The sequence below is a fragment of the Thalassospira lucentensis genome (assembly GCF_050516545.1).
Taxonomy (GTDB): domain Bacteria; phylum Pseudomonadota; class Alphaproteobacteria; order Rhodospirillales; family Thalassospiraceae; genus Thalassospira; species Thalassospira lucentensis_C.
Map to the genome: position 1 here is coordinate 3,773,534 of NZ_CP191544.1, position 26,941 is coordinate 3,800,474.

Annotated in this window: 28 protein-coding genes; 7 read left to right on the forward strand and 21 right to left on the reverse strand. The window is 53.2% G+C overall.

Translation table 11 applies throughout. The features are described from left to right. Nucleotides 1-5 precede the first annotated feature (5 nt). The 4 genes from miaB to ACQ0MK_RS17275 all read right to left on the reverse strand — a co-directional run bounded on the left by miaB (nucleotide 6) and on the right by ACQ0MK_RS17275 (nucleotide 3,848). Nucleotides 6-1,397, reverse strand: a complete 1,392-nt coding sequence (gene miaB / locus ACQ0MK_RS17260) for a tRNA (N6-isopentenyl adenosine(37)-C2)-methylthiotransferase MiaB (RefSeq protein WP_430473655.1) — start codon at nucleotides 1,395-1,397, stop codon at nucleotides 6-8. A gap of 154 nt (nucleotides 1,398-1,551) precedes the next feature. Then, nucleotides 1,552-2,472 carry a lysophospholipid acyltransferase family protein gene (locus ACQ0MK_RS17265; protein WP_430473656.1) on the reverse strand — a complete coding sequence of 307 codons (921 nt, stop codon included), beginning with the start codon at nucleotides 2,470-2,472 and terminating at the stop codon, nucleotides 1,552-1,554. After that, nucleotides 2,469-3,263 carry a GNAT family N-acetyltransferase gene (locus ACQ0MK_RS17270; RefSeq protein WP_350040985.1) on the reverse strand — a complete coding sequence of 265 codons (795 nt, stop codon included), beginning with the start codon at nucleotides 3,261-3,263 and terminating at the stop codon, nucleotides 2,469-2,471. The genes ACQ0MK_RS17265 and ACQ0MK_RS17270 overlap by 4 nt, the downstream gene beginning before the upstream one ends. 162 nt (nucleotides 3,264-3,425) lie before the next feature. Further along, nucleotides 3,426-3,848: a Fur family transcriptional regulator gene (locus ACQ0MK_RS17275; RefSeq protein ID WP_350040986.1), complete on the reverse strand. Its 423-nt coding sequence runs from the start codon at nucleotides 3,846-3,848 to the stop codon at nucleotides 3,426-3,428. Nucleotides 3,849-4,098: 250 nt separating this feature from the next. Between ACQ0MK_RS17275 and ACQ0MK_RS17280 the strand changes: the two genes are divergently transcribed. Beyond that, the gene (locus ACQ0MK_RS17280) at nucleotides 4,099-4,344 is read left to right on the forward strand and encodes a sulfurtransferase TusA family protein (RefSeq protein WP_430473657.1); all 246 of its coding nucleotides are present in this window, start codon (nucleotides 4,099-4,101) and stop codon (nucleotides 4,342-4,344) included. 100 nt (nucleotides 4,345-4,444) lie between these two features. Here ACQ0MK_RS17280 and ACQ0MK_RS17285 read toward each other — a convergent pair whose 3' ends face one another. Both ACQ0MK_RS17285 and tsaB read right to left on the reverse strand, forming a co-directional pair. Then, the gene (locus ACQ0MK_RS17285) at nucleotides 4,445-4,987 is read right to left on the reverse strand and encodes a GNAT family N-acetyltransferase (protein ID WP_430473658.1); all 543 of its coding nucleotides are present in this window, start codon (nucleotides 4,985-4,987) and stop codon (nucleotides 4,445-4,447) included. Further along, complete coding sequence (gene tsaB / locus ACQ0MK_RS17290) at nucleotides 4,984-5,757, reverse strand: tRNA (adenosine(37)-N6)-threonylcarbamoyltransferase complex dimerization subunit type 1 TsaB (protein WP_430476042.1); 774 nt, start codon at nucleotides 5,755-5,757, stop codon at nucleotides 4,984-4,986. Before tsaB ends, ACQ0MK_RS17285 begins: the two co-directional genes overlap by 4 nt. A gap of 46 nt (nucleotides 5,758-5,803) precedes the next feature. On the opposite strand from tsaB, the gene ddpX reads away from it, so the two are divergent. After that, nucleotides 5,804-6,361: a D-alanyl-D-alanine dipeptidase gene (gene ddpX, locus ACQ0MK_RS17295; RefSeq protein ID WP_430473659.1), complete on the forward strand. Its 558-nt coding sequence runs from the start codon at nucleotides 5,804-5,806 to the stop codon at nucleotides 6,359-6,361. A gap of 110 nt (nucleotides 6,362-6,471) precedes the next feature. Here ddpX and ACQ0MK_RS17300 read toward each other — a convergent pair whose 3' ends face one another. From ACQ0MK_RS17300 to ACQ0MK_RS17315, 4 genes are all read right to left on the reverse strand, one after another. After that, nucleotides 6,472-7,551 (reverse strand): ABC transporter ATP-binding protein, encoded by a 1,080-nt coding sequence (locus tag ACQ0MK_RS17300; protein WP_430476043.1) that lies wholly within the window; start codon nucleotides 7,549-7,551, stop codon nucleotides 6,472-6,474. A gap of 5 nt (nucleotides 7,552-7,556) precedes the next feature. Continuing rightward, on the reverse strand, nucleotides 7,557-8,411 hold the full coding sequence (locus tag ACQ0MK_RS17305; protein WP_430473660.1) for a carbohydrate ABC transporter permease: 855 nt from the start codon (nucleotides 8,409-8,411) through the stop codon (nucleotides 7,557-7,559). A gap of 2 nt (nucleotides 8,412-8,413) precedes the next feature. Next, the gene (locus ACQ0MK_RS17310; RefSeq protein ID WP_430473661.1) at nucleotides 8,414-9,265 is read right to left on the reverse strand and encodes a carbohydrate ABC transporter permease; all 852 of its coding nucleotides are present in this window, start codon (nucleotides 9,263-9,265) and stop codon (nucleotides 8,414-8,416) included. Between the two features lie 162 nt (nucleotides 9,266-9,427). Then, the gene (locus ACQ0MK_RS17315; protein ID WP_430473662.1) at nucleotides 9,428-10,675 is read right to left on the reverse strand and encodes an ABC transporter substrate-binding protein; all 1,248 of its coding nucleotides are present in this window, start codon (nucleotides 10,673-10,675) and stop codon (nucleotides 9,428-9,430) included. A 231-nt stretch (nucleotides 10,676-10,906) separates the two neighbouring features. On the opposite strand from ACQ0MK_RS17315, the gene ACQ0MK_RS17320 reads away from it, so the two are divergent. Both ACQ0MK_RS17320 and ACQ0MK_RS17325 read left to right on the forward strand, forming a co-directional pair. Continuing rightward, entirely contained in the window at nucleotides 10,907-12,238 is a 1,332-nt protein-coding gene (locus tag ACQ0MK_RS17320; RefSeq protein WP_430473663.1) for a GH1 family beta-glucosidase, read from the forward strand. Nucleotides 12,239-12,289: 51 nt separating this feature from the next. Continuing rightward, on the forward strand, nucleotides 12,290-13,330 hold the full coding sequence (locus ACQ0MK_RS17325; protein WP_430473664.1) for a LacI family DNA-binding transcriptional regulator: 1,041 nt from the start codon (nucleotides 12,290-12,292) through the stop codon (nucleotides 13,328-13,330). 26 nt (nucleotides 13,331-13,356) lie between these two features. On the opposite strand, the gene ACQ0MK_RS17330 is transcribed toward ACQ0MK_RS17325, so the two are convergent. Both ACQ0MK_RS17330 and ACQ0MK_RS17335 read right to left on the reverse strand, forming a co-directional pair. Next, nucleotides 13,357-13,902 carry an MgtC/SapB family protein gene (locus tag ACQ0MK_RS17330; protein WP_430473665.1) on the reverse strand — a complete coding sequence of 182 codons (546 nt, stop codon included), beginning with the start codon at nucleotides 13,900-13,902 and terminating at the stop codon, nucleotides 13,357-13,359. A gap of 92 nt (nucleotides 13,903-13,994) precedes the next feature. Further along, nucleotides 13,995-14,933: a LysR substrate-binding domain-containing protein gene (locus ACQ0MK_RS17335; protein WP_430473666.1), complete on the reverse strand. Its 939-nt coding sequence runs from the start codon at nucleotides 14,931-14,933 to the stop codon at nucleotides 13,995-13,997. Nucleotides 14,934-15,034: 101 nt separating this feature from the next. Between ACQ0MK_RS17335 and ACQ0MK_RS17340 the strand changes: the two genes are divergently transcribed. Then, the gene (locus ACQ0MK_RS17340; protein WP_430473667.1) at nucleotides 15,035-15,727 is read left to right on the forward strand and encodes a LysE family translocator; all 693 of its coding nucleotides are present in this window, start codon (nucleotides 15,035-15,037) and stop codon (nucleotides 15,725-15,727) included. Between the two features lie 2 nt (nucleotides 15,728-15,729). On the opposite strand, the gene ACQ0MK_RS17345 is transcribed toward ACQ0MK_RS17340, so the two are convergent. From ACQ0MK_RS17345 to ACQ0MK_RS17380, 8 genes are all read right to left on the reverse strand, one after another. After that, a complete protein-coding gene (locus tag ACQ0MK_RS17345; RefSeq protein ID WP_350040999.1) occupies nucleotides 15,730-16,161 on the reverse strand; it encodes a DsrE family protein in 432 nt (143 codons plus the stop codon). After that, entirely contained in the window at nucleotides 16,151-16,954 is an 804-nt protein-coding gene (locus ACQ0MK_RS17350; RefSeq protein ID WP_430473668.1) for a HesA/MoeB/ThiF family protein, read from the reverse strand. Before ACQ0MK_RS17350 ends, ACQ0MK_RS17345 begins: the two co-directional genes overlap by 11 nt. Before the next feature lie 26 nt (nucleotides 16,955-16,980). Then, a complete protein-coding gene (locus tag ACQ0MK_RS17355; RefSeq protein ID WP_430473669.1) occupies nucleotides 16,981-18,012 on the reverse strand; it encodes a hypothetical protein in 1,032 nt (343 codons plus the stop codon). A gap of 142 nt (nucleotides 18,013-18,154) precedes the next feature. Further along, nucleotides 18,155-19,105 (reverse strand): cysteine synthase A, encoded by a 951-nt coding sequence (gene cysK / locus ACQ0MK_RS17360; RefSeq protein WP_350041002.1) that lies wholly within the window; start codon nucleotides 19,103-19,105, stop codon nucleotides 18,155-18,157. 203 nt (nucleotides 19,106-19,308) lie between these two features. Then, the gene (locus ACQ0MK_RS17365; RefSeq protein ID WP_008888834.1) at nucleotides 19,309-19,764 is read right to left on the reverse strand and encodes an RrF2 family transcriptional regulator; all 456 of its coding nucleotides are present in this window, start codon (nucleotides 19,762-19,764) and stop codon (nucleotides 19,309-19,311) included. A gap of 119 nt (nucleotides 19,765-19,883) precedes the next feature. Further along, nucleotides 19,884-20,348 (reverse strand): dUTP diphosphatase, encoded by a 465-nt coding sequence (gene dut / locus ACQ0MK_RS17370; RefSeq protein WP_430473670.1) that lies wholly within the window; start codon nucleotides 20,346-20,348, stop codon nucleotides 19,884-19,886. 70 nt (nucleotides 20,349-20,418) lie between these two features. Next, a complete protein-coding gene (coaBC, locus tag ACQ0MK_RS17375) occupies nucleotides 20,419-21,636 on the reverse strand; it encodes a bifunctional phosphopantothenoylcysteine decarboxylase/phosphopantothenate--cysteine ligase CoaBC (protein ID WP_430473671.1) in 1,218 nt (405 codons plus the stop codon). A 167-nt stretch (nucleotides 21,637-21,803) separates the two neighbouring features. After that, nucleotides 21,804-23,024: a polysaccharide deacetylase family protein gene (locus ACQ0MK_RS17380; RefSeq protein WP_430473672.1), complete on the reverse strand. Its 1,221-nt coding sequence runs from the start codon at nucleotides 23,022-23,024 to the stop codon at nucleotides 21,804-21,806. Nucleotides 23,025-23,265: 241 nt separating this feature from the next. Between ACQ0MK_RS17380 and ACQ0MK_RS17385 the strand changes: the two genes are divergently transcribed. Beyond that, entirely contained in the window at nucleotides 23,266-23,847 is a 582-nt protein-coding gene (locus tag ACQ0MK_RS17385) for a malonic semialdehyde reductase (RefSeq protein WP_430473673.1), read from the forward strand. A 258-nt stretch (nucleotides 23,848-24,105) separates the two neighbouring features. After that, nucleotides 24,106-25,515: an ATP-binding protein gene (locus tag ACQ0MK_RS17390; protein WP_350041007.1), complete on the forward strand. Its 1,410-nt coding sequence runs from the start codon at nucleotides 24,106-24,108 to the stop codon at nucleotides 25,513-25,515. Nucleotides 25,516-25,607: 92 nt separating this feature from the next. On the opposite strand, the gene hslU is transcribed toward ACQ0MK_RS17390, so the two are convergent. Continuing rightward, nucleotides 25,608-26,918 (reverse strand): ATP-dependent protease ATPase subunit HslU, encoded by a 1,311-nt coding sequence (gene hslU, locus ACQ0MK_RS17395; RefSeq protein ID WP_430473674.1) that lies wholly within the window; start codon nucleotides 26,916-26,918, stop codon nucleotides 25,608-25,610. Nucleotides 26,919-26,941: the final 23 nt, after the last annotated feature.

A 26,941-nucleotide genomic window follows, 5' to 3' on the forward strand; every position in this document is an offset into this window, starting at 1 on the left:
GCCGCTCACGCAACGTTCCTTTCAGATTTCTGGTCGCTTTTCGGGGTATCGACCAGTTCGCCACCAAGGGAATTAGGCAGCGCTTCAGTAATTTTCAACCGCACGATCTGGCCCATTGCCGATTCCGGCAATCCGCTGACATGAACCGGCTGCATATAAGGGCTTTTACCAACAAGCTGGCCTTCAAGTTTGCCAAACCGTTCCAACAGCACATTCATTTCCTTGCCAACGCAGTTGCGGTTGAATTCAAGCTGCTGCTCGGCCAGAAGGGCCTGAAGGCGCATAATCCGTTCAGTTTTGACCTTTTCAGGTACCTGCAATTCCATTGCCGATGCTGGGGTTCCCGGACGCGGGCTGTATTTAAAGCTGAACGCCTGAATAAAGGTAATATCGCGCACGATATCCATCGTGTCTTCGAAATCCTTATCCGATTCCCCGGGGAACCCGACGATAAAGTCCGATGATAACGCCAAATCCGGGCAGGCATCTTTCAACCTTGCCACAACCTCGCGGTAATCCGCGCCATCATGTTTGCGGTTCATTGCCTGTAACACGCGGTCCGATCCGGCCTGTACCGGCAGATGCAAAAACGGCATCAGTTTATCAAGATCACGGTGGGCGGAAATCAGATCATCATCAACATCGCGTGGATGGGACGTCGTGTAACGAATACGCTCCAATCCTTCAATCTCGGCCAATTCGCGCAGCAAACGGCCAAGTGACCATTCCCCACCGTTCGGCGCCTCGCCGTGATAGGCATTTACATTCTGCCCCAAAAGGGTCAGCTCACGGGTCCCTTGGGCAACAATCTGGCGGGCTTCCTTGATCACATCCGCACCGGGGCGGGAATATTCCGCACCACGGGTATAGGGCACGACACAGAATGTGCAGAACTTGTCGCAGCCTTCCTGAATGGCCAGAAACGCCGAATAGCCTTTTTTCGATATCTGGGCGGGCAGGTGATCAAACTTTTCCTCAGCCGGGAATTCGGTATCAATGATCCGGTCACGGCCAATCGCGCGGTTTGCGCGCGCCACCATTTCTGGCAGACGGTGATAGGTCTGCGGGCCAAACACCATATCGACGATGGGTTCGCGCCGCATTAATTCCGCACCTTCGGCCTGCGCAACACAACCCGCCACCGCGACAATCATTTTATCGCCGCCATTGGCCTCTTTGGCTTCTTTGTGTTTGCGCACACGCCCAAGATCGGAAAACACCTTATCTGCTGCTTTCTCACGGATATGACAGGTATTGAGGATCACCATATCCGCATCTTTTGCACTGTCGACCGACTGGTATCCCAGTGGCGCCAAGACATCCTGCATGCGCTGACTGTCATAGACATTCATCTGACAGCCATAGGTTTTTACAAAAAGTTTCTTCGGTTCAGTCACACCAGATCCGTTTCGCTCTCTCAAAACGCCGAAAAGCGGTGTGATCTCTCACACCGCGCTTGAGTTCCGCATATTCATATGACCGGAACTTTCTGGACATCTCGATATCTGAATTCCCGGTCAGGTGAAACCCAATTTCACGCCAACCGGTTTATTATACGGCAAAACGGTCAGGAGCCGAACGTCGATCCGGACCAAACAGGCGAAAATCTTCTGAAATAATCGCCAGCGGTGAACACCCGATCAACTCACCAGACAAATCACTGTCAATCAGTTGAACCGGAACCCCTTGATGCAGACCACTCAATGCTGCCTGATGTCCACGGGCAACGCTGGCTTCACACATCCGGGCAAGTTCCTTACGGGACCCGGCCGCATCTGCCAGAGTCACGGGCGGATGAACCACAATTTCAACCGTCACCTTGCCGAGCGCGAGAAACTGCCACAAATGCGGGGCCAAGTCCATATCCCCGTACCAAGAATAGAACGCCCGCAAATCGCGCCCGATTGGCGCACCGTCCAGACGGGTGGCCGCAATTGAAACCGGTTGGAACTTTACCGGTGAGCCATCGGGCATGGCCCGTTCGGCCGATGCAAACAAAGTCGATTTGAACGGCAGAACCCGGTTGCCATCATTGCTGGTCCCTTCCGGGAACAGGATCAGTTTATCTCCACCCTGCAAGCGCTGGCATAACTGATCGTTCTGTTCGCGGGACCGCACCGCACGGCGTTCAACAAAGGTTGTGCGCGACAGTTTTGCCAAAACACCAAATACCGGCCAGCTGGCGACTTCGGTTTTGGCAATGAAACTGCCGCGGGTAAGCGCGCCTAACACCGGAATATCAAGATAAGACGCGTGATTGGCAACAATCACACCCGGACCATCCATCAAATCCCCGCCCGATACACGGACTTCGATATGAAGGATGCGCAGGCACAATGCGTGATAAAAACGCGGCAATTCATCCGCCAGACGCAGGTTAAACGCAATCGCCACCATCTGAACCGGCAGCAAGACCAACGTCAAAAGTGCATAGGCTGTCAGCCGCAGAGCGGCACACACATAGCAGTTCACGATACCCTCGCGGTCCGTTCGTAATGCTTGTAGTAACGATCCGTTACTTTTTCAGTCGGTAACACGATGCAAATGTCCGTGGTATTGAACTGATGATCAATCACCGCGCCATCACCAACAAAACCACCGAGACGAAGATACCCTTTGATCAACGGCGGCAGGTCACGCAGGGCCTGACGTTGATCAATGCCGCCAATCTCAGCCCGCAGCATCGGCTCATACCGTTCTTCGATGGCCCGTGGGCGCATGTCTTCGGGTGCAAGATGGTTGTGATGCAAATAGGTCAGCACATCCTTGAACGCATCCGGGTCTGTCCCGTGGAAGGACGCACAACCAAACATCAGTTTGATGTCGTATTTGAAAACATAGGCCGCGATGCCCTGCCACAAAAGCTGTAAGGTCGGCATGGTGCGGTAATCGGCCTCAACACATGAACGACCAAGTTCCATGATCTCGCCGGTTTCCTTTACCGCGTTCAGCATGCTTTCGATGTGGTATTCATCCGCGCTGTAAAAGCCGCCATGTTCATTGGCAACCGACTGGCGCAAAAGGCGATAGGTCCCAACCACCGCGTCCGGGCCAATGCCGCGACTATGGTCAAGAACCAGAAGGTGGTCGCAAAGCGGATCATAGTGATCAAAATCGCGTTCCTCGGCCGCCATTTCTGCGGTCGGTTTTGCACCACGTTCTTCGTAAAATACTTTGTAGCGGAGTTTCTGGCTGGCGAGAATTTCGTCTTGATTTTCCGCAAGGCGGACTTCAAGTCGTTGAAGCGGTCTTTCGTCGCGCATGACAACACCCTTTTGTTCATCTGCCCAGATTTTGCGCAAGATTTGCGTGAAGGGCGAGTGAAGGGTTTGTGAATAACGCGTAACAAAATTATGAAGGCCACTTGCCCGAATGCGCAAGTGGCCTTGAATTTAGTCAGTCTTAGGTGCAGTTGAAAGAGACGATTACTTGTCAGTCTTCAAAGGAACACCATAAAGCTCAAGACGATGCCCGACCAAACGATAGCCGAGCTCGTTGGCGATCTCTTCCTGAAGCTTTTCGATTTTGTCGTTTGAAAACTCGATCACCTCACCCGATTTCATATCAATCAGGTGGTCATGGTGCTCTTCGGTCAGCTCTTCGTAACGCGCACGTCCGTCACCGAAATCATGTTTCTCAAGAATATCCGCCTCTTCGAAAAGGCGAACGGTACGATAAACAGTCGCAATCGAAATCTTCGGATCGATGTCAGTCGCCCGGCGATATACCAGCTCTACGTCCGGGTGATCTTCGGACTCTGATAGCACACGGGCAATAACCCGGCGTTGACCCGTCATTTTAAGGCCCGCGTCGATGCATTTTTGCTCGATGGTTGATTCTGCAAGCATTGTTCTAATCTCGTTTCCGTTTCCGCCTGTCCCCAGCCAGGACTTCACCCCTAGGCTTCGCTCTCTTGTGGCTGAATATTGAAAAATCCGCCACATATCGCAAGGTTCAATTCACGATAAATTCGTATTCCCGCGACCATTTGTGCCAAAACCGGCATAATCGCATAATAACGGCATCTTCCTGTGTCCCACTTGCCACCCGTCAATAAGGGCGCTACTTCACATTTGCGCACCAAGGCAGGAGACCCGCATGGACATCAAAAACCCCGACCAGAAAATCGACATCACCAAGGATGTCTGCCCGATGACATTTGTTCGTACCCGCCTCAAACTTGAAACCATGACACAAGGTCAGGTTCTTGAGGTAACGCTGGGCGCTGGTGAACCGCTAAAAAACGTTCCGCGCTCGGTTACCGAGATGGGCGACGACGTCATCGAACTGGTCGAAATTGCCGAAACACCGGGAACCTTTCGATTAACAATCCGCAAGGGATAGTCAACCTCTCAGCTCCAATGCGGGCTTACAGTACAACAGGTTGATCTGCAAAACCACACCATTAATGTGGATATAGGAAATTTAAGGTCGGCGCTCAAGGTCAATCGCCCCAACCCAATACACAATGGCCATGGGTGTGTTCCATAACCAGCGCATCAACTTCACGACCGGACTTTCTGCGATAGTAATTCTTACGCCGTCCGACCTCTTCAAATCCGTATTGAAGATACAGTGCGATGGCCGGTGCATTGTCTTCGGCCACTTCCAAAAGCAACCGTCCAATGCACTTGTCGCGGAGCCGGTCAAACACCGCTGAAAGTAATTTTCGCGCCACACCTGATTGCCGCGCTTGTCTGCCAACCACGATGGTTACAATTTCGGCTTCATCCAGAACCGACTGGATCAGCACAAATCCCAACGGCTCGTCTTTGTCATGATTTGCCTCATTCCCGGGACGAAACGCCAAGAAGCCAAAGGCACCGGGCACATCAAGCAATCGAATGATGGCATCCGCATCCCAGCAATCTTCAAACCCTTCCTTATGCAGCGCACTGGCGACTTCGGCAAAGGCCGCCGTCAGCGGCACCACCGCAATCTGCGGGCGCTGTGTGGTGGCGTAATCTCGTTGTGCTGACGGGCTCATTTCTTTTTCTGGGGTCCCTGATCTTCAATGCGTCTTGCATCAGGTGCGCGTAAATACATTGGAACAGGCGGAAGGTTTTCACCACTCTCCCAACGTTCTGCTGCAATACGTGCAACATTGCCCGCGCGCGGCAAACCGGGCGCACTGCAATCATAAAACGCATCCGGCGCATGGGCCGCTGCGGTTAAAAGGCGTGGCTTTGCATCCCCGGCCAGCAATGTATCGCCCGGGGGCGCCATCATAAGCGCCTGACGCGGGGGAACACATTCTGCAGTGCTTAATGGCTTTTTACGGGCATCAAACGCCTGGGCAAAAACCTCGGATCGCTTGCTATCAAGGGCTACCAGAATATTGCGCCCTTGCTGATCCCGTTCGGATACGCCATAGGCCACCGCTTCAAGCGAGCTGACCCCGGCCACCGGAATTTTCCGCGCCAGACCAAGTGCACGTGCCGTCGAAAGACCAATGCGCATGCCGGTAAACGCGCCCGGTCCAACCGTAACCGCGATCCCGTCAACCTCGTCAATCCCGATCCCGGCGGCTTCAAGACTTTGGGCAATGAAGCTCATCAAATGTTCGGCCTGACCGCGATCCATATCCTCATACAATTCGCCTTTGACCTCGCCATTGATCAAAACGGCGGTCGACATGGAGGTTGATGCCGTATCGATGGCCAGAATTGTTGGTCCGACCCTTTCTGCCCTTGGCAAAGCCGTTTGCGATGCGACATGTTCTGCGCTATCTGATGAGTGCGACTGTCCAGTCAGCATCTTCTTTATGTAATCGGTGAACGACAAGAACAGGGAGCCTCCGGCGATGGCGCTGGTCGAAATTACGCCTTACGAATATGATGTCGAAATTGATATCGTCTATGCCACGGATCGCAATTTCACCGGGGCACCGATTTATACACGACCTGCCTGCTATCTTCACGCGGATGCAGCCAAATGCCTGAAAAAGGCTGCTGCCATGGCGCGTCGTCAGGGGGTCAAATTGCGCATTCTTGATGCGTTTCGGCCCCAGGAAGCACAACGTGCGCTTTGGAACCATTCGCCCAACCCCGATTTCGTCGCCAATCCGGATTTCGGATCGCCACATGGTCGTGGTGTGGCCATTGATCTAACGCTGATTGATCAAAACGGCAAGGAACTGGATATGGGGGCAGGGTTTGATGAAATGCATAGCCGGTCCTATCACGGCTCTGATTTGATCTCAAAACAGGCCGAAGCCAACCGTTTCATCCTGCTTGGCATTATGGTCAGCGCCGGATTTGAATTTTATACGCATGAATGGTGGCATTATCAGTTGCCCAATGCCGCATCGAAATACCCGACATTTTCCGATAGCGCCCTTGCCCAACCGATGATGGCATAATCAAACACCGCCAAAAGACGGTGGCGCTGCTCCCATAAGGAACAGCGCCACATGCCCAGATGATCGGTATGATCGGTATGATCGCGGGGAATAGTCGGCCACTTGCTTGATCAGCCTAACGTGATGGCTTGACCATTTTGTGGTTCAAACAATGACATCCTTGCCCCATCAATGAGAATCCGCGCATCGGCCCCGGATTTAAAAGGCTGTTCCGGGCCACTGCGTGCGGTCAGTTCCGATCCGGCAACGGCCAGACGAATATACTGGTCCGGGCCGGTTGGCTCAGCCAGCAGAACCCTTGATGCGATGCCTGCCGGATCAAACAAAAGATGTTCGGGCCGCGCCCCAAGGGTTAACGACCGCCCGATCAAATCGCGCGCACCAACCGGCACATCTACCAATGGCAAGGCACCCGCCCCACTGTCAAAAACGATGTCATCCCCACTTTGCATCAGCTTGCCATCGATGAAATTCATCGTCGGTGCGCCAACAAAACTGGCGACAAATCGGTTGGCCGGGCGGCGATAGACATTTTCGGGTGTATCTGCCTGCTGCACAGCCCCACGATCCAGAACAACCACGCGGGTTGCCAGCGTCATGGCTTCGATCTGATCATGGGTGACATAGACAATTGTTCGGCCAAGCCGTTCATGGAGGCGTTTAAGTTCAATCCGCATATCCGCACGCAGCTTGGCATCAAGGTTTGATAACGGTTCATCAAACAAAAAGACCGATGGTTCGCGCACCAACGCCCGGCCAATCGCAACGCGCTGCTGCTGCCCGCCTGAAAGCTGCGATGGCTTGCGATCCAAAAGCGGCCCGATCTGCAAAAGATCACCGACCTCGGCAACCTTTTGTTCAATCTGGTCTTTTGGCATGCCCCGCATCTTAAGGCCAAAGCCGATATTCTTGCGCACCGACATGGTTGGATAAAGTGCATAGGACTGAAACACCATCGCAATATCACGCTCGTCGGGTTCAAGGTCGGTCACATCGCGCCCATTAATGTGAATGGCCCCACCTGTTGCCGGTTCAAGCCCGGCAATCATATTCAACAGCGTGGATTTTCCGCAGCCCGATGGCCCCAACAAAACCAGAAAATCACCATCGGCAATTTCAAGATTGATGTTTTCCATCACGGTAAGGCCGGCATAGGCCTTTGTTACATTGCAAAGTTCAACACCATTCATAGCCATCACCCTTTCACGGCCCCCGCGGCAATACCGCGTACAAACAACCGTCCCGACAGCAGATAAACCGCCAATGTCGGCAACGCCGTCAGCATGGTTGCAGCCATATCGACATTGTATTCCTTCTCGCCGAATTGCGATCCGACAAGGTTATTCAAGGCCACCGTCATGGGCTGCCCTGATCGCCCGCCAAAGGTCAGGCCAAGCAGGAAATCATTCCAGATATAGGTAAATTGCAAAATCATCGCGACGCCCAGGATCGGCAGGGATAAAGGCAACATCACATGCCAGAACAACCGCCAGAATCCGGCCCCGTCGATGCGGGCTGCCTTAAGTAAATCCTGTGGCACGGTTTTGAAAAAATTGCGGAACATCATGGTGGTAAAGGCAATTCCCCAAATGACATGCACAAGGATCAATCCCCCGATCGAGCCGAAAATGCCAAGCTCGCGGATCATGATGATCAAAGGATAAAGCGTCACCTGTGGTGGGATGAACATGCCGACCAAAAGGGCGGCAAACATAAGGTTCGCCCCTTTCATCTTCCAGACCGCCAATGCGTATCCGGTAACAGCCCCAAGCCCAACCGACAAAGCCAATGCCGGGATAACGATTTTAACCGACGTCAAAAAGGATGATGAAAGTCCACCGCATTTATCGCCAAGTGTTTTCGCGCAATCGCCAAACCATGCCTTGCCCCAGGCGGCAAACCCCGGATCTGCGGGCAGGGTGAAAATACTGCCATTGCGGATTTCATCCATGGATTTAAGCGATGTCGAAACCATGATGAAAACCGGCGAAAGCACCATCAGTGCGGCAATACCCAGCAACCCATAAAGAGCCAGACGGTTATATTGCATGATCAATGCCCCCGCCCACCGCGCTCTTTGCGCAGTTCAAAATGGATATAGGGCGAAATCACCGCGATCACGGTACAAAGCAGGACAAACGCCCCCGCCGCACCAAGACCCAGTTCCTGTCGGTTCAGGATATGATCAACTACGAACCGTGCCGGCAAGTCCGATGAAAAGCCGGGTCCACCACCAGTCAATGCGACCACAAGGTCAAAAGCCTTCATGACAATCGCGCTCATCAGAATGAAAACCGTGAAGAATACCGTGCGCAGCATTGGGGTAATGACGTGCAGATACACCCGCCATACGGGGATGCCATCCACACGGGTTGCCTTCCAGATATTGGGATCAATATTGCGAAGCCCGGCCAAAAACAGCGCCATGCAAAGCCCGACCTGTTGCCAGATACCGGCAATTGCAAGGGTATAAATCGACCGGTCCGGGCGGACGATCCAGTTAAATTCGAAACTGGCCCAACCCAATGCCCGCACGGCTTCTTGTAGTCCAAGACCCGGATTCATCACCCATTGCCAAATCACCCCGGTAACGATGAACGACATCGACAAAGGCAACATGAAAACCGTGCGAAACAGGCCTTCGGCCTTAATCCCACGATCAATCAGGATCGCAAGCAAATAGCCAAACAGCATGCATCCACCAATGAACAACACACCATGAATGGCTAAGTTCTGCATCGCCGTCCACCAACGTTCATTGGCAAACAGACGGAAATATTGATCAAATCCGGTGAATTTATAAACCGGCAGCAAACGCGACCGGGTCAGCGAAATCACAAAAGTCCAGATGATGAACCCGTAAAAGCAAACGATCGTAATCGTCATAGCAGGGATCAACGCCATTCGGGCCGTCCATTGCGGCCGCCAACGTCGCCTGCCGCCCTGCGAAGGTTTCAACCCACCTTGTGCCGGTTCGGCCATGAATAATCTCGCTTCTTTGTAAAGACGCCGCTGCAAATGGAAATCGCAGCGGCGCATGCCTTGCAAAGTCTCGTTTCCCAAGCCCTATTTGGCGTTGGCAATAGCCTGACGGAATTGTTCCTGGCCCTCTTGCGGGCTCATGTCAGCACTGTTCCAGAAATTGGAGATGCTGTCATCAATTGCGCCCGAAACGGAACTTGGCACCCCAAACAATCCGGTGCTGACAAGATGGGTTTTTGGATCCTGAAGGGTTTTGATCGCCATTTGCGCACAGGAATCAAAACTGTCGGCCGGAACATCGAGACGGGCCGGGATCGAGCCTTTTTTCTTGTTAAAGGCAATCTGCACATCTGGCTCAAGCATCACTTGCGCCATCTTGGCCTGTGCCGGGGTGGCTTCTTCTTCGCCGTCCATCGCCGAAAAGGCAAACGCATCAACGGTCATGATGTAAGCGGTATCGATTGCCGGGGCAAATGCACAGCCAACCGTGCTGCCCGGTTCAACCCCTGCTGCAATGATTTCGCCCTTGGCCCAATCGCCCATGAACTGAAACGCTGCATCGCCTTTAATCACCATATTGGTTGCCTCGTTCCAATTCCGGCCGGGGCTTGATTCATCGACAAACGGTTTCAACGCGGCAAAGGTTTCAAACACTTTGCCCATGGTATCAGACGCCAAAAGATCGTCATCAAGGGTGCTGTAAAGCTTGGCATAAAAATCACGTCCGCCAACGCCCAAAAGGACGCTGTTAAACATGATACGTTCCTGCCAAGGCTGACCACCAAGACCAATTGGAATGATCCCGGCATCCTCAAGCTTTTTGGCCGCAGTCATGAATTCAGACCAGCTTTTTGGAACATCAACGCCAGCCTTTTCAAGGGCTGCCTTGTTAAAGAACATCCAGTTTTCACCGTGGATGTTAATCGGGGCTGCGATGTAATCACCATCATATTTCGCTGCTTTGACAATCAGCGGCGGCAGCTTTTCATCCCAATGTTCTTCACTGGCAATTTTATCGACATTGGCAAGCAAGCCTTGATCGGCAAGTTCACGAAGCTGCTGACCAATCGAAAACTGAAACACCGATGCCGGGTCACCACCCAGCATACGGTTGACGGCTGCGGCACGGGCATTGCCCCCACCTGCGATCGGGGTATCAACCCAAGCGCCACCTTTTGCTTCAAACGCCTTACGGACTTCTGCCAAGGCTGCTTGTTCACTACCCGATGTCCACCAATGCAAAACTTCTGCGGTCTGGGCGTGAAGCGCACCTGCAGAGACACCTGTGCTCAGAAATGCCGCGAGCACCGCGACCTTTGAGAATTTCTTCATAACGATGATCCTCCCTAATGGATACGTTCACGTCCGACTTCTTAATGGTCGAAAATTTGTAACGTTACGATTTTTTTTGATAAGCGCTTTATTCGCCCTTGTCAATCCACAAATCTCCCGCATAATAAGTCAAAATTGATGTGGCTATATTTTTTTTGCCTCATTTTTCGAAACGTTACGATTTTGGATGCATTCAATTGATGACACCCAAAACAGGGCAAGGAAGCAAACATGACCAATTCATTCCCCGACGGTTTCCGATGGGGTGTTTCGACCTCAAGCTATCAGATCGAAGGCGGTGCCGCAGATGACGGGCGCGGTGACAGCATCTGGGATACATATTGCGCAACTCCGGGCCGCGTCGCCAATGGTGACAATGGTCTTGTTGCTTGCGATCATTATCACCGCTGGGCCGAAGATCTGGATTTGATCAAGGGGCTAGGTGCCAAACATTACCGTTTTTCAGTCATGTGGCCACGCGTCATGCCAGAAGGTACGGGCAAAGTTAATGAAACCGGCATCGATTTTTACAGCCGCCTGATTGACGGCATGCTTGAGCGCGGGCTTGATCCTTGGCTGTGTCTGTATCATTGGGACTTGCCACAAGCCCTTCAGGATCGTGGTGGTTGGACCAACCGGGACATTGTTGACTGGTTTGGGGATTATACCGAACTTCTCGTCACGCGCTTGGGCGACCGGGTAAAGTCCTGGGTGACCTTTAACGAACCCAATGTCGTGGCCTGGATCGGACATGAAGAAGGCCGCCATGCACCGGGCATCACCGATCCACGTGCAGCAATGCGCGCCGCACATCATCTGAACCTGTGCCATGCACGTGCAACTCGGATCATCAAAAGCCACAATGCCGATGCACCGGTTGGTTTCGTTTTGCCGATGCACAAAGGCTATACATTGCCGCATCGCCAAGAACAGGACGCGCATCTGATCGAACTGTTCGAAGCGAAATGGAACGGTGTGTTCCTTGATCCGGTTTATTATGGCCGCTATCCCGAACTGATCATGGATCGTATGGAACCCCACATTCGCCAAGACGATCTGGAAGCGATTAAAACCCCGGTCGATTTCCAAGGGTTAAACCAGTATTTCCCAAGCTACATTCAAGCCGCCGAAGGCCAAGCATGGCCATTCAAGCATGCTGAACCACCGAAATATTTCCGCCGAACCGAGATGGGATGGGCGGTTGATGGGGATTGTTTCTATAAAACAATGAAAATTCTTCAGGAGAAGTACGGCAATCCTCCGGTCTTTGTCACCGAAAATGGCGGCGCCTTTGTCGATATTCCGGGGAGTGACGGCCGCGTTGATGATCAGGATCGCATTGCGTATTACACCGAATATCTTGGTGCACTCCTTCGTGCGATTTCCGAAGGTGCTAATGTTTTGGGCTATATGCCATGGTCGCTTCTCGACAATTTCGAATGGGCATATGGTTATGACAAACGGTTCGGGCTGGTGCATGTCGATTATGACACCCAGAAACGCACCCCAAAAGCGTCCTATTACTTTATGCGCGACGTGATTTCACGGAACTCGTTGCCATAGAACCTGCCGGGCGATTAGATTGTCCGACATATTCAAAGAACGGACCTGTATATGCCTGCAGCACGCCCCAACCTTCGCACCATTGCCGATCAGCTTGGCCTGTCGGTTACGACAGTGTCGCGTGCCCTGAAAGACGGCCCGGAAGTCAAGCCCGGCACAGTTGCCAAGGTAAAGGCGGCGGCGGCAGAAATCGGCTATCAGCCCGATGCCCGCGGCGTGATGTTGCACACGGGTAAAACCATGCAGGTCTGTTCTATTCTTTATTCTCCGGAAGTCGGCGACTATGGCGATCCGGGCTTTCTCGCCCAAGTCGAAAGCCTTGCCCAAGGACTTGAGGCAGATCACTATACACTGGTGGTTCTGGCCCAAACTAGCGGCGAAGACCCGCTGGTACCGGTGCAAAAAATCCATACACAGCGCATGGCCGATGCGGTTGTGTTTTCGCGCACCACCCTGCAGGACAAGCGCGCTAAATATTGCCTGCAACATGACTTTCCGTTTGTCAGCTTTGGCCGAACCGAACTTCTCACCCCGCATGCCTTTGTCGACCACGATGACGAACAAGCCGCCTATGATGCGATCAAACGCCTGATCGAGGATGGTCACCGCAAAATCGGCATGATCGATCCGCATGAAGCTTTGACCTTTTTTGGCTATCGCAAACATGGGGCACGGCGCGCGATGATGGATGCCGGACTTGATCCAGATAGTCTGATCTGGATGTCCTCGGATGTGTCCGTGCGCGCAGCCCGCGAAGCAACCACCAAACTTTTCACCGATCAGTCTGATGTCACGGCCATTGTCTGCGCCAGTCAGATGACCATGATTGGCGCACTGGAAGCCTTGCTTGAACTGGGCATGGACACCATCCGCGACGGGATTGGTGTTGTCGGGTTTGGCGGCATGCCGTTCCGCATGCTGTCAAAACAGAAACTCACCTATTATTATCAGCCACAACGCCATGTCGGGGAGGTCCTTGCACGTCATCTACATGATCTGATGAACGGCACGGCACCCGAACAGCTACAGACATTACTCCCCTATCGCCGAATTGACGATCTGGCAGCATTCCGCGAAGGCGAAGATTTCTAAGCACAGACTTAAACCCGAAACCCGGTTTAAGTGTTTGTTTTTTGATGCTCCGGATTATCTGCATTTTCCGCATCACCCGTCCCGATCCAGTGCACCAGCATCATCTCTATGGGTTTCAGCACAATCAAAACGACAAGGGTCAGCACGGTGGCAATCACCACAATGTGCCAAGCAGCAAGCGCGCAGGCAATGCCAAGGGCCGCTGTGATCCACACCGTTGCCGCGGTTGTCAGCCCGGAAACCGACATGCTTTTGGGTTGGCGTAAAATAACGCCGGCCCCGATAAAACCAATCCCGGTCAAAACACCTTGCAACAGACCCTGCACCACGCGGGACAGGGCATCAGGATGGTCGATCAAATCCTGAAAATGCACCGCAACCACGGACACCACCGCAGCACCAAGCGCGACAAGGGCCAAGGTCCGCATGCCGGTTGGTTTGCCGTTCACATCGCGGTTAAGCCCGATCACCATGCCAATCACGGTTGCCGCGCATAAGCGCATCACCATATCGATGATGCCAATGTCAAAATACTTATCGGCTGTCGCGAAATAGGGAAGATCAGTCAACATAGATCGGGCCTGAAAAGTTTCGGGGACTCCTCAAACGTCAGGCGTTCGATGAATGTTCCGACTCCGTGTTTTTCTGACCTATTCCGATTGGCTTAAATATCGGCCTTCCCCGGACCGGTTCCGGGCAATACGCCCTTATCCATATCCCCGGCCTCGGCCATCAACCAGTCAAAGAAAAGCGCAATGCGCGGGTCACGGCCCGGCGGATCAAGCGTGATCAAAACGTAATCAAAGCCGGTTTGCACCATCCCGTGCGGAGCAATCAACCGTCCAGCGGCAAGGTCGTCATAGACCAGTGGCAAGGGACCAATTGCCGTACCAAGCCGGTTCACTGCTGCTTGCAGGGCGAAAAAGAAATGGTCGAAATATTGCTCGCTTGCCGGGGTAACCTCTATCGCACTGGCACGTTTCCAATTGTCCCACGCATCCGGGCGGGTGCGGGTGTGGAGCCACCGTGCGTTGGACAGATCAGAACCAAGAATATCTTGCCAACATTCCGGGTCACAGACCGGCCCGGCATATTCGCCCCATAAATGGGTGGTTATGTACTGTTCTGAAATGCCGTAATCGGCCCGACGAATGGCGACATCACAGCCATCTGAGAGCAAATCAACCGGACCACCTGCCAGCCGCAGATCAATGTTCAGATCCGGATTGGCTTGGCGGAACGCCCCCAGACGCGGCATCAACCATCGCATGGCAAGGCTGGGTTCGCATGACACGGTTAGTATCGGTGATGCACCGTCATGGCGGTGGATATCCTCAACCGCATGATCAAGACCATCAAGTGCCGTGCCGGTCGCCTTCAAAAGATGTTCACCCGCAGCCGTCAGCCAAACCCGCCGATTGCGCCGAACAAAAAGATCAACGCCCAAACGTTCTTCGATCTGGGCCACCGCCCGACTGATCGCCCCATGGGTTAAATGCAGTTCTTCGGCGGCGCGCGAAAAGCTTTGATGACGGGCTGCTGCTTCAAACGCTGGCAAGGCGGAAAGAGGAGGCAGGCTGCGTTTTCTGTGAATGTTACTCACAATATATCCCGGATTTTTTCGATTTTCAGGCGATGCATAGAGTTTGATACTCAATCAGATCACAGATCAATCAAATTCATCACATATGAAGGACCGGGATCATGCCCGCTTTATCAACCGATATCCTGTCGATGGAAATCATCGCCGTTGGCATCATCACCATCCTTGCCGTGATCAGCCCGGGACCAGATTTTGCCATGGTCACCCGCCTTGCGATTTCACGTGGACGCCGTGCGGGAGTCATGTGCGCAATCGGGATCGGAAGTGGGGTTTCCGTCCATCTTGCCTATACCGTAATTGGTTTGGGGGTTCTGTTTGCCAGCAATGTCTGGATTCTGACCAGCCTGCGCTATCTTGGCGCGGCCTATCTGATCTGGCTGGGGCTATCGGCACTTTGGCCTGATATCCGGCATCTATTGGAGGGGAAGAAACGGGAAAATACCGCAGATGTTAGCGCTAACATCGCCACAACATCATCAGCACCAGCAAGCCCGAATCATTATCGCAACGGATCGGCGTTCTGGACCGGATTTGCATGCAATGCGCTGAACCCCAAAACGATGCTGTTCATCGCTTCTCTGTTCAGTCAGGTGATTTCGCCCACCACACTGGTCATTCAGGAAATCGGCTATGGCATTTATATTGCGGCCTGCCACATGGTCTGGTTCGGGCTGGTTGCGGTTGCCTTGACCTTACCCGCCGTGCAGAGCCGCATTGCATCGGTCAAAATATGGATTGAACGCGCTGTTGGCCTTTGCCTTGCCGGGCTTGGCATCAAGCTTTTGGCAAGCTGAGATCAGATAAACAGCATTTCGCCGTTTTGTTTGGCATCGTTTAGGAACGTCACAACGCCACCGGTTTCAATCGCGATTTCATCGCGGGTGGCAGCGTCTTCCAGACCAAGGGCGCGCAAGCCCATCTCGCAGACCATGAATTTTCCATTCAGACTGACACAAGCCGATAGAAGTTCTTCAAAACTGCCAATGCCACGGGTGGAATAGGTCAGATCGATCGAGGTCGCGGTCGCACCTTGCGCATCGGTGCGCAAATGGCGCCAACCCGATGGGGCCAAAAGTGCGCGACTGGCTTCCATTGTGAAAAACAGGGTGACGTCACGCCCGGATGCCAGCGCAGCCGATGCCATTACGAGTGCGTAATGAACTTTTTCAAAGCTTCCGGAAAACACAACAAGCGAAAGTTTCTTAACGGTGTCCGTCTCAGTGGTCATGGATTGAAAGATCCTTGATTGTGGCGTTTTCTGAACAAAGCGGGCAGCCGGGATCGCGGGGCACTTTGATCTTGCGGAAAGATGCCGACAGCGCATCTATGATCAAAAGCTGCCCGGACAGGCCATCGCCAATGCCCATCAGTTCTTTTAGCACTTCTGTTGCCTGCATGCCGCCGATCATTCCGACAACCGATCCCAAAACCCCGCCCTGGGCACAGGATGGAATGGCATCCGCGGGCGGCGGAGCATGATAAATGCAGCGATAACACGGGTTCGGCGCACCTTGATGTGCCTTAAAGGTTGAGACCTGCCCGTCAAAGCGAAGGGCGGCACCCGATACCAAGGTTTTCCCCGCCATGTAGCAGGCATCATTGAGCAAAAACCGCGTCTCGAAATTATCCGATCCATCGGCAATCACATCATAATCACCGATCAAACCCATAACATTGGACGCATCAAGGCGGGTGTTATGGGCATGAACCGTAATTTCGGGGTTCATATCATTCATGGTCGCCCTGGCACTGTCGACCTTGGGTGCGCCAATATCGCTCATGCCATGGGCGATCTGGCGTTGCAGGTTCGATAGTTCAACCGTATCAGCATCAACAATGCCAATCGTCCCGACACCGGCAGCGGCCAGATACATCGCCAACGGCGATCCGAGCCCCCCCGCGCCAACAATCAGGACCCGACCGCGCTTAAGCTTCATCTGTCCTGTGCCACCGACCTCTTTAAGGACGATGTGGCGGGCATAGCGTTGCACTTCATTTTCGCTGAAATCGAAATCGGTCACGCGGGCAGGTTTCCTGTCAGGACGAATTAAAAAAGACGAGGGTTTGGATATAGCCTGCCGTTTATATCTCTCAAGGAAAAGATTTGATTTTTCATCGAATTGTCCGGATTTGGCGCAATGTCCGTGTCTGACTGGCCAAATTCTTCTGCCCCGATCAATGTCCAGTCGCGCACGACCGGATGGAAGAAACCCGATTGCCGATAGGCCTGATCAACAATGCCGTCATCTTCCAGCGCCTTTAGGCCACGGTTAAGGACAGCAAGCAGATCAGTGTTGTCGCTGACGGTCTTGTTGACCGCAAAATGGCGGCTTCCCGCCAATGCGATTTTAAAACCGGGAATTGGCAGCATCCGAACCCCGTCGACGACAAGTTCCATCTCAGATCCGGGTTGAAATGGTGCGAGAAGAAAATCAGCGCGGTCATCGGCAATAAATTGAACCATCAATTGCCAGGTTGGCACATGCACCAAATCTGAAAAATCAAGCTTTTCCAATGCATGCCAATCCGGTTTCCATGTTCGGTTTGAAACGGCCCGCATACGCCGAATATCAAGAAGGCTATGCACACGAAGCCGGTTTGGATTGTCCGCCAACATGTAAAACCCGGCCTCAAACCGACCAACCGGAATAACCGGGTGCGATGCGATCATGGTTGCCCCGTCTTCTTCGATGTCACGTCGCCAGACAGATGATCCGGAAATGTCCGCCTCACCGACAGAGATCATTTGCCGCATCCGGGCGTAATTCCCCCCGCCAATCAATGTCATCGCACCTGTCCAACCACCTCTGGACAATGCCTGCTGCACAAGGACGATTTCGACCACATCACGGCGACTATACGGACCGCCAAAGTCGGTAATTTTAGAGAAGGTTCGACCATTGAGAAAACGTTCGTAATCTTCCAGCACATCGTCTGCGACAACAATGCGCAAGGCATCTTCATCTCCCTCAGCCAGTACTGTTTTGATTTCGAAACAAAACACCATAGACACCACAATCGCCATCCCCAATAGACGTGACAGGGTATCTTGCGTGTTCTTTTGGCCGGCTGTCTTCATTCGGAACCTCTAATCTTCGTTCCTTTCAAATTGGGGTGGGGCCGCCCAACATCCAGTAGCCATATCATTAAGCCATAAAAAAAGGCCCGGTGTAACACCGGACCTTTTGCATTGTGTTGCTGTGCGCCGTTTAGGCAAATTGTTATTGCAGACCTTCAAACAAAGCGGTCGACAGATAACGTTCGGCAAAGCTTGGAATGATGATGACAATCCGTTTGCCGGCATTTTCCGGTTTCTGACCAAGCTCGATCGCAGCTGCAACCGCCGCACCAGACGAAATACCGGTCGGAAGACCTTCAATCGCCGCCAGCTTGCGGGCCGTGGCAAAGGCGGTTTCGTTGCCAATGGTCATGACCGTATCGATTACATCGGTATTGAGATTGCCCGGAATGAACCCGGCGCCAATGCCCTGAATTTTATGCGGGCCCGGCGCGCCACCGGAAATAACCGGGCTGTCTTCGGGTTCGACGGCAACGATCTGGATGTTCGGATTATGCTTTTTCAGCACTTCACCAACACCGGTCAATGTGCCACCCGTGCCAACACCCGACACAAAGATATCAACGTTACCGGCGGTATCCTTGATGATTTCCTGAGCGGTCGTGTTGCGATGAACTTCCGGGTTTGCCGGATTGTCAAACTGCTGGAGCATGACCGCACCGTCAATTTCGGCAACCAGTTCTTCCGCACGGGCAACCGCCCCTTTCATGCCTTTGGCAGCCGGGGTCAGATCAATCTGCGCCCCAAGCAGCATCAGCATCTTGCGACGTTCCAGCGACATGCTTTCAGGCATGGTCAGGATCAATTTGTAGCCCTTGGCCGCTGCAACAAATGCCAGCGCAATACCGGTATTGCCCGAGGTTGGCTCAACAAGGGTTGCACCCGCTGCAAGTTTGCCTGATTTCTCAGCGTTTTCAATCATCGCCAGACCAATACGGTCCTTGACCGAGGCCAGCGGGTTGAAGAATTCAAGCTTGCCGATCAGATCAGCTTTCACGCCTTCAGCCTCGGCCAGACGTGAAAGGCGCACCAGTGGGGTTGCACCGATGGTGTCGATAATGCTGTCGTAAATCTTGCCGCGAAACTCAGTCATGTTTTCCTCGCACGTTTTGTATTTATGCCATCAAGCACATGTTTGAACTGTATTTATCTCGCTATCTATCCAAGTCAAATGGGATAGCAGGAATTATTACATCAAAGCACGTCAGACGGCATTCCTGATGCCTGTAGTTTTAAGTGAACTGCAGCAGTTTCTTGTTGATTGACGATACAATAAACCACCGCGGTTCCAGAAGATTAAATGATGAAATCTGGTGATTCTTCGATCCCGCTGCGCAAGCCGGCATCACGTGCCCGATTGCACAGGTCTTCGACCGTGATTTTTTCAAGCTGCTTCATCATTTCGTCCTGCAATTCACGCCAAAGCGGGCGGACGACTTCCTTGCCCAATGGCGAACCGGCCGGATCTTCGATCGGATCATCGGATGTTTCCATCGACCGAATCACGGATACGATATCGGCCAAGGTAATCCGGCGACGTTCGCGCGCCAGACGATAGCCACCGCGCGGACCGCGCACACCTACAAGAATGTCAGCGCGCACAAGCTGCTGCAAGGTCTGTTCAAGGTAACGTTTCGGGATGCCTTGACGGGCAGTAATGTCACGGCTTTGCACCGGTTCCCCCGCAGCGTTATAGGCAATGTCCACGACCGCCTCGATCGCAAACAACATCTTTTTTGATAGTTTTAGCATCTTCTCACTTTACTCCCCTTGCGGCCCGACCGTCCCCCCAGACGGTATGCGAACCTGATTTCGACAGAGCATCCTTGCATCACACAAACGGCCAGTTTTCACGCCGTTATGCGACAGATTTATTTGACCGGGCTTGCCGTACCGGTCGACCCGAAACCACCCGCACCACGGGCGGTTTCATCAAGATGATCAACAGCACGCCATGCCACCTGCGTGATCGGTGCGACCACAAGTTGCGCAATGCGCATGCCGCGTTCAATTTCAAACGCCTCTTCGCCGTGGTTGATCAAAATGACTTTGATCTCGCCGCGGTAATCCGCATCAATCGTGCCCGGACTGTTCAAAACGGTGACACCGTTTTTGGCGGCCAGTCCCGAACGCGGGCGGACCTGTGCTTCAAACCCGGCTGGCAGCGCAATCGCAATGCCGGTTTCAACCATTGCCCGTTTGCCCGGTGCCAGAACCAACGTGCCATCAATGGCGGCCTGCAAATCGACGGCGGCTGATTGCGCGGTGGCATAATCGGGCAGGAGCAAATCCGCCCCATGAGGAAGCTGTTTCAGATCAACGCGAAGAGCCGACATATTCTATCCTTATGATCGCCCGGTCGTGATGCCGGGTATGTATTTCTGATCCCGACGGGTAAAGCCCGCGTCAGGAAAAATGGTCAATGATGCGCGCGGCCAAAGCCCGGGCAATGCCGGTTTTGCTTTGACGTGGCCAGCACTCATCGGTTTTTTCATCTGCGCCTGAAATCAGGCAAATCTCGTTTTGATCGCCGCCAAATGTGCCGGTATCGGGGGCAACATCATTGGCAAGAATCCAGTCACATCCTTTGCGCGTGCGTTTGGCGCGCGCATGTTCCGTGACATTTTCCGTCTCGGCAGCAAATCCGATCACAAGGCTTGGGCGCGATGCACCAGCCGCACTGATGGTTGCCAGAATGTCGGGATTTTCCGAAAGTTTCAGATCGGGAATACCCCCCGACCCATCCTTTTTAAGCTTCTGCCCGGCTTCTCCCGCCGTGCGCCAATCCGCCACGGCAGCCGCACAAATCGCAATTTCAGCCGGAAGGGCGTTTTGAACCGCCGCCAGCATTTGACGCGCCGTTTCAACCCGCACAACCTTTACTCCCGCCGGATCAGGCAAGCTTACCGGACCAGACACCAAGGTCACCTCCGCCCCTGCATCGAAAAGGGCTTGGGCAATGGCATGGCCCTGCTTGCCCGATGATCGGTTGGCGATATAGCGCACCGGGTCAATCGGCTCATGGGTCGGGCCGCTGGTAACCACAGCCTTTTTGCCTGCAAGCGGTTTGGGCGCGTCTTGGGCATTAAGGAAATCGAGCACATGTGCAATAATTTCGGCCGGTTCGGCCAAACGACCAGATCCAAATTCGCCACAGGCCAGATCGCCAGAAGACGGTCCAACCCGGATCACACCACGCTTTTCAAGCGTTGCGATATTGGCCTGGGTTGCCGGATGGTTCCACATCTCGACATTCATGGCCGGGGCGATCATGACGGGTTTATTGGTCGCCAAAAGGGCAGTGGTTGCCAGATCACCCGCCTGACCGGTTGCCATTTTTGCCAGAATATCGGCACTTGCCGGGGCGACCAGAACAAGGTCAGCCTCACGCGACAGGCGGATATGGCCCATTTCGGCTTCATCGGTCAGAGAAAACAAATCCTGATAGACTTTATTCTCGGTCAGGGCCGCCACAGAAAGCGGGGTCACGAACTCTGCCCCGCCTTTGGTCAGGATGGCGCGAATGTTGATTTCGCGGTCTCTTAGCCGACGGATCACCTCAAGAACCTTATAGGCAGCAATCCCGCCGGAGATGATCAGAAGGATATTCTTTCCTGTCTGCACTGTGATTACCAATTAATTACGGTTAAGAAGTGTGGTTAACCTACATTGTCGCATTATCTGGCGCAAGCACCCAAAGATGAAATGAAAAACGCTATGCCCCCAAAGGGTACATAGCGCATTTCTTTATTAGGTTTATTAGCATGTTAGACGGGTTTGTTCACCCGGTCTTATGGCACTGTGTACAACATGCCAAACCAGTGCCAGCGCTGCTCTGCACCCATTGCCGTGCAGTTGATCCGCCATCGCCCGGATGCCACCGGACCATCAAGACGGATTTCAACCCGCTCATCGCCAAGCCGGTTCATGGTTGCAGCCCCATCAGACGGATAGCAGGCAACATTCGGTGCCGGTTCTTTTAAGGTGAAACCAAAGGCAGGCGGATTGCGCGTCAGGGTGTAATCGCCCGGCGTAATGTCACTGACACGCAGCGGCAGTGAATTTGCCGCCAGTGTAAAGCGATCCATCGCGCCGTAATGCTCGTTCAGCGCAAAGCGCGGCAGATACATGAAATCTGACTCATTGCTCATCGCACCGCTTTGCTGGCCAAAGGCCGCTTTGTATCCGGCTTCCTTGACCGCCGCAATCACATCGGCATTTGCTTCGCCGTATGGATAGGCAAAGATGTCCGGTACAAAGCCCAATTCTTCCTGAAACCGTTCGGCTGAATGGGCAAGTTCGGCTTTGACTGCTTCGATATCAAGTTCAGGCAAATGGGAATGGTGTTGGCTATGGCCGCCAATCGTAACCCCGGCCTTGGCCATTTCACGCAGCATGTCCCAGGTCATGTAATTGGAAAAACCGTCATCGACCTGTTGGCTGGACACAAACACCGTGAACGGCATGTTATGGGCGCGGAAAACCGGCCAAGCGTCCTGATAAACTGATCGATAGGCATCATCAATCGTGATGCCGATGGTTCGATCCGGCAGACCGTCGCCCTTTTCCAGTGCAGCGACAATTTGCGGAACGCCCACCACCGTATAACTGCCATTGGTCAGTTCTTTGATATGCGCCTTGAACTGATCAATCTTGATGTTGGTTGACGGATATTCATTTTCGCCAAAGCGGTGATACATGAAAATCACCGACGATGTGGCATCACCAGTTGGCACATCAACCATGTCCGCAGGCGCAGCAGATGGCGCCGTGGTCGGTGTATCGGCCGGTGCCATTTCATCTGTCTTGGTTTCAGCACTGCCATCCCCGGTCATCGCATCGTCTGCGACCGGCTGGGGGTTTGATGTATCAGTCTGTGCAATACCCTGCCCTGATGCGAATGTCAGCCCGATGGCAAATGACATTCCAAACACCATGCTGCGCAGCATGAACCGACTATCCACAAGCATCGACTCAGAGGACGATTTTTGCCCTTTGGCCTCAAATTTCATTTTGGTTTCCAGTCTTCATCCAACCACTCCAATCAGGGCCTGAACACAGTTCTGATCCTGTGCCCTATGGTCATGCCGTTTGGTCATTGGCCATGGGCGGCGTCCCGTTTGCCGGGATCGTCTTAGCGATGAAAAATACCAGTGAACCAATTGTTTTTCCATATTTCATATAGATACTTGCGAATTGGTCCGTTGAAGCTACCTTTGAAACAGGTTCACACCCGTCAAAAAATGAGGCCCCATGTTAAATTCTGATGCACTTGATCTTCTGTTCCACAATGGTCGAACCTATAGCGCCTGGCAGGATCGCGACGTCGAAACAGATCTGCTTAAACAGGCCTGGGATTTGACCGTTCTGGCACCAACAAGTGCCAATTGCGAACCGATGCGCGTCGCATTCATCAAATCCATTGAGGCAAAAGAACGCCTGAAACCCTGCCTTGCCGCCGGGAATGTTGATAAGACAATGGCGGCACCAGTGACCGCAATTGTCGCACAGGATCTGGAATTTTACGAAAATCTGCCGGATCTGTTCCCCCATACCGATGCAAGGTCATGGTTTGCGGGCAAAGAAGACGCAATCAAAGCCACCGCGTTTCGCAACAGTTCGCTTCAGGCAGGCTATTTCATTCTCGCCCTTCGCGGTCTTGGGCTTGATTGCGGTCCGATGTCTGGATTCGACAATGCAAAACTCGATGCCGAATTTTTTGACGGAACCCCGATCAAAAGCAATTTCCTGATCAATATCGGCTATGGCGATCCAAAATCGCTGCATGGCCGCACCCCGCGCCTGACATTTGATCAGGGGGCCGAGATTCTCTAACCCCGCGTTTTTAAAACCTCTTTTAAGATTTCTTTCAAAGGGCCTCCGCAATCGGTGGCCCTTTTGCGTTCCGGTTAGATGATGATCTATGGCATTTGCGTACCTGATGAACCCTCGACGTTTTTTTTCAATCGATGGAACGGCTTGAAAACTGTCATCAAACTTTTATTTGATCTTTACCGGCCCATAACCATTTTAGGTCCACTTTTAGTCGCGCGTGCACTAGAAGATCAGAATATTACGAAACAGGAGCGTTAATTGGGTTTCCGCCAATTACTACTTACAGCTTTGGCCGTTGGCTTTCCGGCAGGCATTGTCTTTATCGTCCTGGCGGCGATGGAACAACTTGGCTGGGGCATGGCTGTGCTGTCTGCAACGCTTTCCTGGATTGGCATCTTTGCCGTGCTGCGGGTGTATTTCGGTGATTTACGCCGGGTGGCACGATATGCCACGGACCTGCGTGACCGGTTTAGGGGAACACCCCCGCAAACAATCACGTTTAGCGCCGCCTCTGAACTTTCATCGCTTTATACCCAGATTGCCGCAGCGTTCCGCGACCGTATTGCCCTGCTTGAGGCGCAAACAAGCACCGATGCCGAAATTCTGGATCACTTGCCGAACCCGGTGGTGATGGTCAATCGCCACCGTGTGGTGACCGGCTTTAACCAAGCGGCCAGGGGACTGTTTCACAATCTGGAAACCGGACGTGACCTGACACGGTTTATCCGTGATCCGATCTTGCTTGATGCGTTTGATGATGTCGCCAACAGCCGCGAAACCATGAAACATGCCGAGTTCGTTCTGGCCAGTGACGCGCACCGTCATTTTGACGTGCTAACGGCGCGCCTGCCTGCTGCGACCGGAGACCGGAACTTTGTGCTTAGCTTCTCGGACCTGACGGAGCTTCGCAAACTTGAACAGATGCGGGCCGATTTCGCCACCGATGCCGGACATGAATTGCGCACCCCTTTATCTGTTGTTCTGGGCTTTATCGAAACGCTGGAAGGTCCGGCCAAAGATGACCCGGATGCGCTTGGGCAGTTCCTGCCGGTCATGCGTGATCAGGCCCAGCGCATGCAGCACCTGATCGAAGATTTGCTGTCCTTGGCGCGGATCGAGCTGAATGAACATACCCCACCATCCGAGGATTGCGACGTTGGCAAGATCGTTGGCAAGGTTGCCGAAACCCTTGCGATGAAGGCCGATGCCAAAAGCATGAAAATCCGCGTCACCCGCGAACTTGAAAACACTGAAATGGTGGGCGAGGAAAAGGAACTAACGCAGGTCTTTGTCAATCTGGTGGAGAACGCCCTGAAATATGGTCATCCCAACACCGATGTCGAAGTCACCATCAGTCTTGCCAAAAACCCGCCGGGTGCCTTGGCGCGGTTCCGTCATGAACGGATCATGGCCATTGCTATTCGCGATCATTCCGACGGGATTGCACGCGAACATCTGCCGCGCCTGACCGAACGGTTTTACCGGGTTGATACTGCGCGATCCCGCGCCGTTGGCGGAACGGGCCTTGGCCTTGCCATCGTCAAACATCTGGTGCAACGCCACCGCGGCACGATGCAAATCGAAAGCGAGAAGGGTGTCGGATCGGTCTTTACCGTCTATCTGCCGGCTAAAACCGGCGGCAATGTTCGCAAACTGCATTCAGCTTAAAATTGATAGATCGATCTTCTGACGACTATCAAAGAAAAGGCCAGCACCGAAATGCTGGCCTTTTGCAAATCCTGTGCAATCGAATGTTTCGATTACAGAATAAACTTTGAAAGATCGGTATCCTTGGACAGTTCTTCGACCTGTTCGCGGACATAGGCGCCATCGACCTTAAACGTCTCACCAGCGCGATCGGTTGCGGTAAAGCTGATATCATCCAGCAGCTTTTCCAGCACCGTATGCAGGCGACGTGCGCCGATATTTTCGACCGATTCATTCACGCTGGCCGAAATGCGGGCAATTTCGTCAATCGCATCATCGGTGAAGTCCAGTGTGACTTCTTCGGTGCCCATCAAGGCAATATATTGCTTGATCAGGGATGCTTCCGGTTCCATCAGGATGCGGCGGAAATCGGCTTCGGTCAGGGCTTTAAGTTCAACCCGGATCGGCAAGCGACCCTGCAATTCCGGCAGCAAATCCGATGGCTTAGCCAGATGGAACGCGCCAGAACAGATAAACAGGATATGGTCGGTTTTGACCGTGCCATGTTTGGTCGAAACGTTGGTTCCTTCGATCAAAGGCAACAGGTCTCGCTGCACACCTTCGCGCGATACATCGCCACCGCGCTCTTGGCGGGCGGTGATTTTGTCGATCTCGTCCAGGAACACGATGCCGTTCTGTTCGACATTATCAATCGCCTCGGCGGTGACTTTGTCCATATCAAGCAACTTGTCGCCTTCTTCATCGATCAGGCGTTCCATGGCTTCTTCGACGGTCATGCGTTTGGGTTTGGTGTTGCCGCCAAATGCTTTGCCGAACATGTCGTTCAGGTTCAGCATGCCCATCTGCGCCCCGGGCATGCCCGGAATTTCCATGGTCGGCATGGAGGCCGCGCTGCTTTCCTGAACGTTGATTTCGATCTCTTTTTCCTGAAGTTCGCCTTCACGCAACATTTTGCGGAATTTCTGGCGGGTATCAGGGGAAGCGTTTTCACCGACAAGCCCATCCAAAATCCGTTCTTCAGCCTGCATTTCGGCCTTGGCACGGACTTTCTTGCGCATGGTTTCGCGGGTCAGATCGATGGAAACTTCGACCAGATCACGTACGATCTGTTCAACATCGCGCCCGACATAACCGACTTCGGTAAATTTGGTCGCTTCGATCTTGATGAACGGTGCGTCGGCAAGCTTGGCCAGACGCCGGGCAATTTCGGTTTTACCGACCCCGGTCGGGCCGATCATCAGGATGTTTTTCGGCAGAACTTCATTGCGCATGTTTTCGTCAAGCTGTTGACGGCGCCAACGGTTGCGCATCGCAATGGCGACCGCGCGCTTGGCGTCTTTCTGACCGATAATGTGACGATCAAGTTCCGAAACCGTCTCACGCGGGCTGTAATTTTGGGTCATTGTAGGGTTCCGTTTTGTTATTA